This is a genomic window from Pseudomonas syringae group sp. J309-1 (assembly GCF_032582135.1).
GTDB classification, from domain to species: domain Bacteria; phylum Pseudomonadota; class Gammaproteobacteria; order Pseudomonadales; family Pseudomonadaceae; genus Aquipseudomonas; species Aquipseudomonas quasicaspiana.
This window is the reverse complement of record NZ_JAWHNU010000095.1, coordinates 1-12,793: the sequence shown is the minus strand read 5'-3', so window position 1 is coordinate 12,793 and position 12,793 is coordinate 1. Positions and strand designations below refer to the sequence as shown.

The 12,793-nt window shown below is 57.4% G+C and carries 12 protein-coding genes; 5 read left to right on the top strand and 7 right to left on the bottom strand.

Annotated features, from left to right (window positions below):
- Positions 1-104 precede the first annotated feature (104 nt).
- Positions 105-302, bottom strand: a complete 198-nt coding sequence (locus RX972_RS28275; protein ID WP_027902281.1) for a YbdD/YjiX family protein — start codon at positions 300-302, stop codon at positions 105-107.
- Between the two features lie 19 nt (positions 303-321).
- Positions 322-2,397 (bottom strand): carbon starvation CstA family protein, encoded by a 2,076-nt coding sequence (locus RX972_RS28270; RefSeq protein WP_027902282.1) that lies wholly within the window; start codon positions 2,395-2,397, stop codon positions 322-324.
- Between the two features lie 282 nt (positions 2,398-2,679).
- Between RX972_RS28270 and RX972_RS28265 the strand changes: the two genes are divergently transcribed.
- Positions 2,680-3,048 (top strand): PilZ domain-containing protein, encoded by a 369-nt coding sequence (locus RX972_RS28265; protein ID WP_316880519.1) that lies wholly within the window; start codon positions 2,680-2,682, stop codon positions 3,046-3,048.
- A 125-nt stretch (positions 3,049-3,173) separates the two neighbouring features.
- Here RX972_RS28265 and radA read toward each other — a convergent pair whose 3' ends face one another.
- On the bottom strand, positions 3,174-4,541 hold the full coding sequence (gene radA / locus RX972_RS28260) for a DNA repair protein RadA (protein WP_087272641.1): 1,368 nt from the start codon (positions 4,539-4,541) through the stop codon (positions 3,174-3,176).
- A 195-nt stretch (positions 4,542-4,736) separates the two neighbouring features.
- Between radA and mscL the strand changes: the two genes are divergently transcribed.
- The gene (mscL, locus tag RX972_RS28255) at positions 4,737-5,183 is read left to right on the top strand and encodes a large-conductance mechanosensitive channel protein MscL (protein WP_027902285.1); all 447 of its coding nucleotides are present in this window, start codon (positions 4,737-4,739) and stop codon (positions 5,181-5,183) included.
- A gap of 299 nt (positions 5,184-5,482) precedes the next feature.
- Here mscL and RX972_RS28250 read toward each other — a convergent pair whose 3' ends face one another.
- On the bottom strand, positions 5,483-6,259 hold the full coding sequence (locus RX972_RS28250) for a ferredoxin--NADP reductase (RefSeq protein ID WP_316880515.1): 777 nt from the start codon (positions 6,257-6,259) through the stop codon (positions 5,483-5,485).
- Between the two features lie 378 nt (positions 6,260-6,637).
- On the opposite strand from RX972_RS28250, the gene RX972_RS28245 reads away from it, so the two are divergent.
- Positions 6,638-6,871 carry a LuxR C-terminal-related transcriptional regulator gene (locus tag RX972_RS28245; protein ID WP_080238318.1) on the top strand — a complete coding sequence of 78 codons (234 nt, stop codon included), beginning with the start codon at positions 6,638-6,640 and terminating at the stop codon, positions 6,869-6,871.
- Between the two features lie 119 nt (positions 6,872-6,990).
- Positions 6,991-8,115: a methyltransferase gene (locus RX972_RS28240; protein WP_027902287.1), complete on the top strand. Its 1,125-nt coding sequence runs from the start codon at positions 6,991-6,993 to the stop codon at positions 8,113-8,115.
- A 180-nt stretch (positions 8,116-8,295) separates the two neighbouring features.
- On the opposite strand, the gene RX972_RS28235 is transcribed toward RX972_RS28240, so the two are convergent.
- Genes RX972_RS28235 through RX972_RS28225 form a run of 3 tightly spaced genes read right to left on the bottom strand, consistent with a single transcriptional unit; the run spans position 8,296 to position 10,972 of the window.
- On the bottom strand, positions 8,296-8,466 hold the full coding sequence (locus RX972_RS28235) for a DUF2474 domain-containing protein (protein WP_049827148.1): 171 nt from the start codon (positions 8,464-8,466) through the stop codon (positions 8,296-8,298).
- Between the two features lie 55 nt (positions 8,467-8,521).
- The gene (gene cydB / locus RX972_RS28230; RefSeq protein ID WP_122396356.1) at positions 8,522-9,529 is read right to left on the bottom strand and encodes a cytochrome d ubiquinol oxidase subunit II; all 1,008 of its coding nucleotides are present in this window, start codon (positions 9,527-9,529) and stop codon (positions 8,522-8,524) included.
- A 3-nt stretch (positions 9,530-9,532) separates the two neighbouring features.
- Complete coding sequence (locus RX972_RS28225; protein ID WP_027902291.1) at positions 9,533-10,972, bottom strand: cytochrome ubiquinol oxidase subunit I; 1,440 nt, start codon at positions 10,970-10,972, stop codon at positions 9,533-9,535.
- Between the two features lie 449 nt (positions 10,973-11,421).
- Here RX972_RS28225 and RX972_RS28220 point away from each other — a divergent pair, with 449 nt between their 5' ends.
- Entirely contained in the window at positions 11,422-12,669 is a 1,248-nt protein-coding gene (locus RX972_RS28220) for an MFS transporter (RefSeq protein WP_231671447.1), read from the top strand.
- Positions 12,670-12,793 lie beyond the last annotated feature (124 nt).

The following is a 12,793-nucleotide window of genomic DNA, read 5'->3' as shown; positions in this document are numbered from 1 at the left end:
AGTTGGCTCCTACAGGGTCATCCGTTTGCTTAGCGACAGCGTGGTGTCAGGGACACCGGGGCATCTCCCACAGGATTCAACAAATGACTAACCGCGCCTGCTGATCAACAGCACTTCGGCCCACCCTTGCCGCCGTAACGGGCTTCCTGGCGTTCCCGGAAGAACGTTTCGTAGTCCATCATCGGCTTATCAGGGTGTTTGACCTGCATATGCGCGACGTAATTGTCATAGTCAGGCATGCCCACCATCAGGCGCGCTGCCTGACCGAGGTATTTCCCGAGGCGACTCAGGTCGTTGAACATGGGCAGATCCTCTTGTCTTTCAAACGTTGGTCGGAGTCGTCAACGCCTGGAAAGGCGCTTCCTTGTCCGTACGCTCTTTGTTGCCCCATGCCGCGACGCCGACTTTCAGCGCGTAGAACAGGATGCTGAACACCACGAACAGGAACAGAATCGTCAATGTCGCGTTGGTGTAAGCGTTGAAGATCACGTGCTGCATCTGATCCATGGTCTTGGCTGGGGCCAGAATCTGACCCGCATCAGCCGCAGTGCTGTATTTCTTGGCCAGGGCCAGGAAACCAACCGCAGGGTTGCTATCGAACAGCTTGATGAAGCCAGCCGTTACGGTGCAGATCAGCAGCCAGGTCGCTGGCAGCATGGTCACCCAGATATAGCGTTGACGTTTCATTTTGATCAGCACAACCGTCGCCAGCATCAGGGCGATACCCGCCAGCATCTGGTTGGAGATACCGAACAGGGGCCACAAGGTGTTGATGCCGCCCAGTGGATCGATCACGCCTTGGTACAGCAGGTAACCCCACAGCGCCACGCAACCACCGGTGCCGATGGCGTTGGCCGTCCAGGACTCGGTGCGTTTCAGGGCTGGAACGAAGCTGCCCAACAGGTCTTGCAGCATGAAGCGACCGGCACGTGTACCAGCGTCAACCGCCGTCAGAATGAACAGGGCTTCGAACAGAATTGCGAAGTGGTACCAGAACGCCATGGTGCTGGCACCCGGCAAGGCCTGATGCAGAATCTGCGCAATGCCCACCGCGAGGGTCGGTGCACCACCGGCTCTGGCCAGGACTGTGTTCTCGCCAATGTCCTTCGCCACTGCTGTCAGTTGCTCAGGCGTGATCGCAAAGCCCCAACTGCTGACCGTCTGGGCCACAGTCACCACATCACCGCCCACAATTGCCGCCGGGCTGTTCATGGCAAAGTAGATGCCAGGCTCGATGACCGAAGCCGCAACCATCGCCATGATCGCCACGAAGGACTCCATGAGCATGCCGCCGTAGCCGATGTAACGGGCGTTGGTTTCGTTATCCAGCAGCTTAGGCGTAGTGCCGGAAGAGATCAGCGCGTGGAAGCCCGATACCGCACCGCACGCAATAGTGATGAACAGGAACGGGAACAGCGTCCCTTTCCAGACTGGACCAGTACCATCGGTGAACTGGGTCAGCGCAGGCATTTTCAGCTCAGGCGCCAGAATCAGGATGCCGATGGCCAAGGCAACGATGGTGCCGATTTTCAGGAAGGTCGACAGATAGTCACGCGGTGCCAGCAGCAGCCAGACCGGCAGCATGGCCGCGACAAAACCGTAGCCCACCAGCATCCAGGTAATCTGCACACCGGTGAAGGTGAACATCGGCGCCCATTCGGGGCTGGCAGCAACCATGCCTCCGACCCAGATCGAAAGCAGCAACAGCACCACACCGATCACCGAGATCTCGCCGATGCGGCCCGGGCGGATGTAGCGCATGTAAATGCCCATGAACATCGCCGTCGGGATGGTCGCCAGCACGGTGAACATGCCCCACGGGCTTTCAGCCAGGGCCTTGACCACAATGAGCGCCAGCACCGCGAGGATGATGATCATGATCAGGAAGCAGCCGAACAGCGCGATAGTGCCGGGGATGCGACCCATTTCTTCACGCACCATGTCGCCCAGCGAGCGACCGTTACGGCGTGTGGACAGGAACAGGATCATGAAATCCTGCACCGCACCGGCCAGCACTACACCGGCGATCAGCCAGAGCGTGCCGGGCAGATAGCCCATTTGTGCGGCCAATACCGGCCCGACCAGAGGTCCGGCGCCAGCAATCGCAGCGAAGTGGTGACCGAAAAGAATGTGTTTGTTGGTTGGCACATAGTCCAGACCATCATTGTTGACCACGGCTGGAGTTGCCCGCAGCGGGTCAAGTTGCATGACATGCCGGGCAATGAACAGACTGTAATAACGATAGGCAACCAGGTAGATGGCGACCGCAGCGACCACGATCCACAAGGCGTTGATTGCTTCCCCGCGGCGCAAGGCCACGACCCCCAGAGCACATGCTCCGATAATTGCAACGATTAGCCAGGGCACATGGCGCATGAGGCTATTATTATTTTTCATTTTTTATATTCCAGCAGATGACTGAAAGACCAGCTACGCGAGTTTAGCTGCGCCGTCGCGAAAGGCCACCCCAACCAAGGTCTAGAGCGTAAAAGAAACGATTCACTTAAAAAACGCCATTGAACCTGATCACAAGACGCGGCTCGAAAGGCGGACGAAGTGTAAATCCGGGTATGAAAGCTATCGGGAAAGCAGGATCAGGACTATCGTCGTTACAGGCGACGCCTCGACAGGCGTTTAACCGCTGACAGCACGTCACACGATTCCAAGAGAAGTGATTCGATGACCGACTCCAACGATGACCGCCGACGCTTTAAACGCATCGCCTTCGATGCGAAAACCCAACTGAGCCAGGGTGACCGAAACTGGCAGGTTCAACTCGTAGACCTCTCCCTCAAAGGCATGCTCATAGAGCGCCCCGAACCCTGGCACGCCGATACCGAACAGGCATTCAACGCCGATATCAAATTGAGCAATGATGTGCATGTGCAAATGGACGTGAGACTGGCCCACGATGAAAACGGGCAGCTGGGGTTCGTCTGTGAGCACATTACGCTCGACTCAATTAGCCACCTGCGACGACTGATCGAACTGAACCTGGCTGATCATGATGAGCTGGAGCGTGAGTTGGCGGCGCTGATTGAGGTGTAAGGATCTGCATGGTTTTTAACTGTAGGAGCGCGCTTGCCCGCGATTACGGTATTTCAGGCGCAGCTGTTTATCGGATGTACTGGCCTCATCGCGGGCAAGCGCGCTCCTACAGGGCCTCTCGAACGTTATTCAAACAACGCATCCAGTGCCTGTTCCAGACGTGTCACTGCAATGATCTGCAATCCCGGCGGGGCTTCTTTTGGCGCGTTGCCTTTCGGTACGATCGCTCGCTTGAAGCCGTGCTTGGCGGCTTCCTTGAGACGCTCCTGACCACTCGGCACCGGGCGTACTTCGCCGGACAGCCCTACTTCACCGAACACCAGCAAATCATGAGGCAATGGACGGTTACGCAGACTGGACATGACCGCCGCCATCAGCGCCAGATCAGACGCCGTTTCCAGAACTTTGACGCCGCCCACTACGTTGAGGAAAACATCCTGATCGTGAGTAGGAATGCCGCCATGCCGGTGCAAGACCGCCAGTAGCATCGCCAGACGATTCTGGTCCAGGCCCAATGTAACGCGACGGGGATTGGACATATGGCTGTCATCTACCAGCGCCTGAACCTCCACCAGCATCGGACGCGTACCTTCCCAGGTCGCCATCACCACACTGCCCGGCACTTCTTCCTGAGCCCGGGTAAGAAAAATCGCCGACGGGTTTGAGACTTCTTTCAGCCCCTTGTCCGTCATACCGAATACGCCCAACTCGTTGACCGCACCGAAGCGGTTCTTCACCGCACGCAGCAAGCGCAAACGGCCATCGGATTCGCCTTCGAAATACAGAACCGTGTCCACCATATGCTCAAGCACTCGCGGGCCCGCCAATGCGCCCTCTTTGGTGACATGGCCTACCAGGAAGATCGCCGTGCCGCTCTGTTTGGCATAACGCACCAACAAGGCCGCACTTTCACGCACTTGCGAGACGCCGCCCGGAGCAGACTGCAGTTGCTCAGTGAAAATCGTCTGGATCGAGTCGATCACCATGACCTTGGGCTTTTCGACCTTGGCGGTGGCAATGATGTTTTCGATGCAGGTTTCGGTCATGACCTGCAGCTTGTCCTGCGGCAGTCCGAGTCGACGGGCGCGCATCGCGACCTGCTGCTGGGATTCCTCACCCGTCACATACAGCGCTGGCATACGCTCGGCAATGTTGCACAGGGTTTGCAGCAGGATCGTGGACTTGCCGATTCCGGGATCACCGCCGATCAGCACCACGGAGCCATCGACCAGACCGCCACCCAATACCCGGTCCAGTTCGGCCGAATTGGTGGAGAACCTCGGGATCTCCTCGACACTGACCTCGGCCAGCGTACGGATCTGGGTCTGCTGACCGGTCCAGCCGGAACGCCCGCTTGGAGGCGCAGCGCTGCCGCTTTCCAGTACGGTTTCCACCAGTGTGTTCCAGGCGCCGCATTCGCTGCACTGCCCGGCCCACTTGGGAAAAGTCGCGCCACACTCAGTGCAGCCATACAAGCGTTTGGCCTTGGCCATGACAACCCCATCGGTAAAAGTTGGCAATCATAACGCAGCTGCTGTCAGCGCGTCGGTAAGCCTGCGGCACTCCCTTTCTGAGAAACTTCATAAAACTTCGTCAGAAAAGCCCGGTCGATTGCAGGGTGCCCAGCGCAACCCGTGCAGCTGACTTACACTGCACTGGACAATCTCATCAGTTACAAGGAATGACCCATGAGCGTACTAAGCGAGTTCAAAGCCTTTGCCGTCAAAGGTAACGTGGTCGATATGGCCGTCGGTATCATCATTGGTGCGGCATTCGGCAAGATCGTTTCGTCGTTCGTCGGCGATGTCATCATGCCGCCTCTCGGGCTGCTGATCGGCGGTGTGGACTTCAGTGACCTCGCCGTTATCCTCAGACCTGCAGAAGGCGCGGCCCCTGCGGTAGTGCTGGCTTACGGCAAATTCATCCAGACGATTATCGACTTCATCATTGTCGCCTTCGCAATTTTCATGGGTGTGAAAGCGATCAATCGCCTGAAGCGCGAAGAAGCCAAGGCGCCAACCCTGCCACCGACTCCAACCAAGCAGGAACTGCTGCTGGGTGAAATCCGTGACCTGTTGAAGGAACAGCATCAGCCGTCGGCGCCGATCACCGTGGATCCGAAGCATCCGGTTTGAGAAGTAGATGTCTGAAACTTCGATCTGTAGGAGTGAACTTGTTCGCGAGACGGAATTTTGGTTTACACAGAACCATCTCTCGCCAACAAGTTGGCTCCTACAGAGGAGCGTTGCTCTCATCAAACGTGAAATAACTAACTGAATTTAAATGCTTTTTCTGTAGGAGTGAGCTTGCTCGCGATGACGTCGGTTCATGCGATAAATTCGTAAGCCATGAAATCGAATCGCGAGCAAGCTCACTCCTACAGGGTCCGTGTTTGCTGCGCGATAGCGCGGTGTCAGGGACACCGGGCGATCTCTTACCAGTAATTCTCAACAACTACCTGACCCGGCCGACGCGTCAGGTTCAGGTTCATGTCGCGCGCTTTGAGCAACGCCCGAGTGTCTTCGATCATTTGCGGGTTGCCGCAGATCATGACCCGCGAGTGCTCGGGGGTTAACGGCAAACCTGCCGCGGCCTCCAGCTCACCACTTTCAATCAACTGTGTAATCCGGCCATTCAACGCGCCGGGGACCTGTTCGCGTGTCACAACCGGGACATAGATAAACTTGTCGGCGTATTCAGCGAGGTACTCACGCTCGGTCAGCCCGGCAATCAGCGGCTGATACGCCAATTCCTTCTCCTCACGGGCGCTGTACACCAGAACGATACGTTCGAATTTTTCCCACACCTCGAAATCCTGAAGAATCGACAGGAACGGCGCAACACCTGTGCCTGTGGATAACAGCCAGAGGTCACGGCCGTCAGTAAATCTGTCCACCGTCAGATAACCCGTCGCCAGCTTTTCGATGAACAGCGTGTCACCTTCACGCAATCGGCTCAGCTCACTGGTGAACTCGCCACCCGGCACGACAATGGAGAAGAACTCCAGAAATTCGTCATGAGGTGAGGACGCCATTGAATACGCACGCCAGACGACGCTTCCATCCGCCTTGGCGACCCCCAGACGGGCGAATTGCCCCGCCGTAAAGCGAAAGCCTTGATCGCGAGTAGTGCGCAGCGTGAACAGGCTCGGGGTCAATGGCGTCACATTGAGCAGCGTCTGGCGGGTGTATTTTTCTTCACTGGCGGTCATGGTCGATCCTGACTCCTGCACGTAAACGGAGGTGCCCAGTGTCCCGCAAAGTGCAGCGGATAAACACCGCTGGTTTGTAGTGACATCCGCATCCTGAAAAATGTAGAGGCTCGCAAGTAATACGAATCAGCCCGGTTCAAACAGACCTGTTTAGATCATTTGTCTCTTGAACGTATAGCTACATTGGCCAGTGAAATGACACAGACCCTTCTGCGTCCGGCCCTGCAACCCATCAGTCATTCTTTAACTTGCCCCTGGGATAAAAAGCCAGCACTCCACCGGTCTGCGCGGTCGCTGCACCGGGTTTAAGCGCGGGGATTTTTCCTACACTGAGGAACATGAACAACGGACATGAGCTGGATCGACAGGGAGGCAAAAATGGGGACCCGATCTTTAGAAGCGCTGCACAGTTACGGCGTGATGCGACTGACGGCCAGAGAAGTCGAGATACTGAAATGGACGGCTGAAGGAAAAACCGCGGGGGACATCGCTATCATTCTGAGCATGAAGGAGCGCACGGTTCACTTTCACGTCGCGAATGCGGTGCAAAAAATGGGCGTTTGCAACAAGACAGCAGCAGTGGTCCAGGCGGCACTCAGCGGAATATTCTAACTAATGACGCAAGGACAGGTACCCCGTGACAAAAAGCACGTAAAATCACCTGCCTTGACCAGCCCACCGTTTCACGGGCCTCGGTGACCAATCGTCGATTGTCCAGAGTTTTCCCGCCCATGCCGTTGCTTGATACCCCGCTCGCCCAGCTTGACCTCATTCGCCAACCGGAACAGCAAGACGAACCACTGCAGGCGTTCGACGCTGCCGACGAATACCTTCTCAACTATGTAGCGGAGCATGGGCTGACGCTGCAGAGCAAAGTGCTGGTGCTCAACGACAGCTTCGGCGCGCTGGCAGCCAGCCTTGCCCGGCATGCGGCCGTCACCAGCAGCACCGACTCCTGGCTCGCGGCTCATGGCTTGCAGAAAAACCTTGTGCGCAACGGCATGGCCTACGACGCGGTTACTTTGGTGCCAGCCAGTGAAGCAGCAGTAGGCCCGTTCGACTGGGTGTTGATTCGTGTGCCGAAAACCCTCGCACTGCTGGAAGAACAATTGATTCGCCTGCAAGGCCAACTGGCTCCCGGCGCTCGTGTCGTCGCTGCCGCGATGATCAAGCACTTGCCTCGCTCAGCTGGCGAGTTGCTGGAAGAATACGTCGGTCCGGTCAGCGCTTCTCTTGGAGTGAAAAAAGCCAGACTGCTGTTCGCGACGCCGCAACCCAAAAAGAACGCCCCGTCGCCCTACCCGACCCGCTACAAACTGGACGAGCCTGCTATTGAACTGGTGAATCACGCCAACGTGTTCTGCCGTGAAGGCCTGGATATCGGCACTCGCGCGTTCCTGCCACATCTGCCAAAGAATCTGGGCAGCGCACGGGTTGCTGACCTTGGCTGTGGCAACGGTGTATTGGCGATTGCCAGTGCCTTGGAGAACCCTCAAGCGCACTACACGCTGGTGGATGAGTCGTACATGGCGGTGCAGTCAGCGGAGCAGAACTGGCGTACGGCATTGGGCGAACGTGAAGTGATCGTGCGTGCCGATGACGGCCTGGCAGGGCAAGAGCCAGACTCCCTTGATGTGGTGCTGTGCAATCCGCCGTTTCACCAACAACAAGTCGTCGGAGACTTTCTGGCCTGGCGCATGTTCCAGCAAGCCCGTGCCGCCCTGGTACCGGGCGGCGCGTTGTACGTGGTGGGTAATCGTCACTTGGGTTATCACACCAAGCTGGCGCGCCTGTTTCGTGGTGTTGAGCAAGTGGCGGCTACACCGAAGTTTGTGATTCTCAAGGCGCGTAAGTAACAACTTCGCCCAAACGACGACCCTGTAGGAGCTGCCGAAGGCTGCGAAAGCGTTTTGTCCGATACACCGCAATTCGCAGCCTTCGGCAGCTCCTACAGGATCGCTATCGGCATGGCAAAAAAAACCCTCCAGTGGAGGGTTATAAAACCGCGTCGATGGGACGCAGGATGGGATTCTTGATCAGTGGGTCGTCAGACCCGCAGCGTTCATGAACAGTCGCAATATGCTTGCGACGATGAACAGTGCAAATACGCTCGCAGCCCAGATACCGGCCAGCCACGCCAGACGTTGCCACAGTGGCTTCTTCAGCGCCGGGTCTTGCTCTTCATGAAAAGATTCTTTGCCAGACATCGCCAGTCTCTCCTCTATCGATAGCCCCAACGCCGAGCGTTGGGGCGGTCATCTGCTAGTGGTAACCGTCTTCGTGGGTCACCTTGCCGCGGAACACGTAGTAGCTCCAGAAGGTGTAAACCAGAATCAACGGGATGATGAACAGCGTACCCACCAGCATGAAGCCCTGGCTTTGCGGTGGCGAAGATGCATCCCAGATCGACACCGACGGCGGGATGATGTTCGGCCACAGGCTGATACCCAGACCGCTGTAGCCGAGGAAAATCAGCAGCAGCGTCAGCAGGAATGGCGTGTAGTTAGCGTTGCGCGCCACAGCCTTGAACAGGCCATACATGGTGATCAGCACCAGAACCGGGACGGGCAGGAACCAGAACAGGTTCGGCAAAGTGAACCAGCGGTTGGCGATGTCAGGGTGCGCCAGCGGCGTCCAGATACTGACGACACCAATCACTACCAGCAAGGCGGTGGCCAACGGACGTGCCAAGTTGTGCATGGCTTTCTGCAGAGCACCTTCGGTCTTCATGATCAGCCAGGTACACCCCAGCAGCGCATAAGCGACGATCAGCGCCAGACCGCAGAACACGGTGAACGGTGAGAACCAGTCCAGATCACCGCCCGCGAACTGACGATTGACCACCGGAATACCGTCAATGAATGCACCCAGTGCCACGCCTTGAAAGAACGTCGCTGTCAGAGAGCCGCCGATGAAGGCTTTGTCCCACAGGTGACGTTTCTCATCGGTTGCCTTGAAGCGAAACTCGAAAGCAACACCGCGGAAAATAAGGCCGATGAGCATCAGGATCAGCGGCAGGTAGAGCGCCGACAACACCACCGAATAAGCCAGCGGGAATGCACCGAACAAACCGGCGCCCCCCAATACCAGCCAGGTTTCGTTGCCATCCCAGACGGGAGCAACGGTGTTCATCATGACGTCGCGGTCGGTCTTGTCCTTCATGAACGGGAAGAGAATCCCGATGCCGAGGTCGAAGCCGTCCATCACTACATACATCATCACGCCAAAGATGATGATGATTGCCCAGATGAGTGGAAGATCAATACCCATGACTCAGTTCCCCTTGCCCAGACTGTCGAGATTGTCGCCATCTTCCGCGCCTTCAACAGCTGCGGAGAGTGGACGGGCGGGTGTACGGTTCTGACCTGGGCCGCCTTCAGGGACATGCTCGACGTAGGCTTTAGGACCTTTGCGCACCAGACGCATCATGTAGCCAAGACCGGCACCGAACAGCACGAAGTAAACCACTACGAACATCACCAGCGTGATGCTCATCTGCATGACACTGTGCCCGGACGACGCGTCGGAAGTACGCATCAGGCCATAAACGACCCAAGGCTGACGGCCGATTTCAGTGGTGAACCAGCCTGCCAGGATCGCGATCAGACCGGACGGCCCCATCCACAAAGCCAGATACAGGAACGCGCGGGAGTTATAAAGCGTGCCGCGCTTGCGCAGCCAGAGGCTCCACAAACCGGTGAAAATCATCAGGAAGCCGAGACCGACCATGACCCGGAACGACCAGAACACGATGGTCGAATTAGGACGGTCTTCCGGTTTGAATTCCTTGAGAGCCGGTACTTGCTTGTCCAGGCTGTGAGTCAGGATCAGGCTGCCCAGGTACGGAATTTCAACCGCGTACTTGGTGCGCTCTTCCTTCATATCCGGCAAGCCAAACAGGATCAACGGCGTCGGCTCGTCACCGACGTTTTCCCAGTGACCTTCAATCGCGGCGATTTTCGCCGGTTGATGCTCAAGGGTATTCAAGCCATGGAAGTCGCCAACCACCGCCTGTACAGGAGCAACGATCAAGGCCATCCACATTGCCATCGAGAGCATTTTGCGGATTTGTGGAGTGTCCCGGCCACGCAACAGATGCCACGCAGCAGACGAGCCGACAAAGAATGCCGTCGCTACGAATGCCGCAATGGACATGTGCAGCAGGCGATACGGGAAGGACGGGTTGAACACCACTGCGAACCAGTCAGTCGGGATCACCCGGCCGTCGATGATTTCGTAACCTTGCGGGGTCTGCATCCAGCTATTGGAGGACAGAATCCAGAACGTCGAGATCAGGGTGCCGATGGCGACCATGACCGTAGAGAAGAAGTGCAGGTTGCGCCCGACGCGGTTCCAGCCGAACAGCATCACGCCCAGAAAGCCGGCTTCGAGGAAGAAGGCTGTGAGCACTTCGTACGTCAAAAGCGGCCCGGTGACGGCCCCGGCAAAGTCGGAGAAGCGGCTCCAGTTGGTACCAAACTGATACGCCATGACCAAACCGGACACCACGCCCATGCCGAAGTTGACGGCAAAGATCTTCGACCAGAAATGGTAAAGGTCTCGGTAGACGTTGTTGTGGGTCTTGAGCCACAGGCCTTCCAGCACCGCCAGGTAACTTGCCAGACCGATGGTAATGGCAGGGAACAGGATGTGGAACGAGATGGTAAACGCGAACTGAATTCGGGCGAGCTCAATTGCATCCAAACCGAACATTGGGTTTTCCTCTATCAGGTGATACGGCTGATGACGCGAGGTCAGCAGCCACTGCCCCCCACTGGTAAGGAGCGCGGCAGGTTGAAAACGTTCTGGGTGGAGGAAGAAAAAAGGCTCAGCCCTTTCCATCGGCCCATTGCGCAACCTTGAAGTCCGTCAAGCCGCCTGCCGTTTCTTTTGCCTTGTGGGCATTGACGCAGATCAACTGACTGTCAAAGAGTAGTCCCATTTCAACCTCTCGGACGTGTGGTCTTTTGCCGCGTGGCGAGTTGTCTCACCGCTTTGCGGCCCTGTTTTGCAGGCACATGAGAAGAATTTTCATTGCGACGGGCTATGGCTGTGACACGAGAAAACCTTCAGATCTGGATCCAATCTGACCGGCTTTTCATGCAACTAACTGTTACAAACTGATAATCTGGCCACTCTCCCCTGCCTGGCTGTTGTTGCTCATGCCGACTCAAGCCCCAGTGTTACTGCGCCACCATCGTCCGTTCGTCGCTTTCTGGTTTGCCCGCATTTTTACGGCCAGCGGTTTTCAGATGCTGACGGTGGCCATTGGCTGGAATCTCTACCAGTTGACCGGCAACGTGCTGGACCTCGGACTCGTCGGTCTGGTGGAGTTCGCGCCTCGTGTGTTGTTCATGCTGCACACCGGGCATGTGGCGGATCGGTACGACCGCCGCAAAGTGGCCGCCATTTGCCAGACCGCGCAGGCATGTATCGCACTGGCGCTGTTCATCGGCAGCAGCACCGACAGTGTCACGCGGGAAATGATCTTTATCCTGGCCTTTGCGCTAGGCGCGTCCCGTTCATTCGAAATGCCCACCACTCAGGCTTTGCTGCCGAGCATCGTGCCCCCTGCTCTGTTCCCTCGGGCAGTGGCCGCAGCGCAATCGGCACAGCAATCGGCAACCATCGTCGCTCCGGCATTGGGCGGCTTTCTTTACGCGTTCGGCAGTAGCTGGGTGTACGGGCCAACCGTATTACTTTACGTAATCGCCTGTTCGCTGATGCTCAGCCTGCCTGCTCGCCAGACACCGCTGAACAAAAACAAGGCCACCATGGACTCGTTACTGGCCGGGATTCGCTTCATCCGCAGCCGTCCGGACGTACTCGGCGCGATTTCGCTGGACCTGTTCGCGGTGCTGCTGGGGGGCGCCACCGCGTTGTTACCGGTGTTTGCCAAGGACATTCTGCTGACCGGTCCGTGGGGGCTGGGCATGCTGCGCTCGGCACCTGCAGTCGGCGCACTGGCGATGTCGCTGTGGCTCGCTCATTTCAACGTTGAACGGCATGTAGGGCGGGTGATGTTTACCGCCGTAGGAGTGTTTGGCGTAGCAACCATCGCGTTCGGCCTGTCGACATCGTTCTGGTTTTCCATGGCGGTGCTGGTGGTGCTCGGCGCAGCGGACATGATCAGCATGGTGATCCGCGCATCCTTCGTGCAACTGGAAACCCCGGATGAAATGCGCGGCCGGGTCAGCGCGGTGAACGGGCTGTTCATTGGCGCTTCGAATCAGTTGGGAGAGTTTGAATCAGGCCTGACCGCGCACTGGTTCGGCGTGGTTCCGGCGGTGGTGATGGGGGGCGTCGGCACCCTGGCGGTGACGGGTATCTGGATCAAACTGTTCCCGACCCTCGCCAACCGCGACCGCATGCGGGATGTGGTCGCGGAGGCCGAGCCGCAGAAGGTGTAGGGTTTCAGCGTGGCTGGAACCTGTGGGAAGTCCACGTCATCAGTGATTTCTGTGGGAGTGGTCCCGGTATCCCTGACACCGCGCTGTCGCGCAGCAAACGGGTGACCTGTAGGAGCCAACTTGT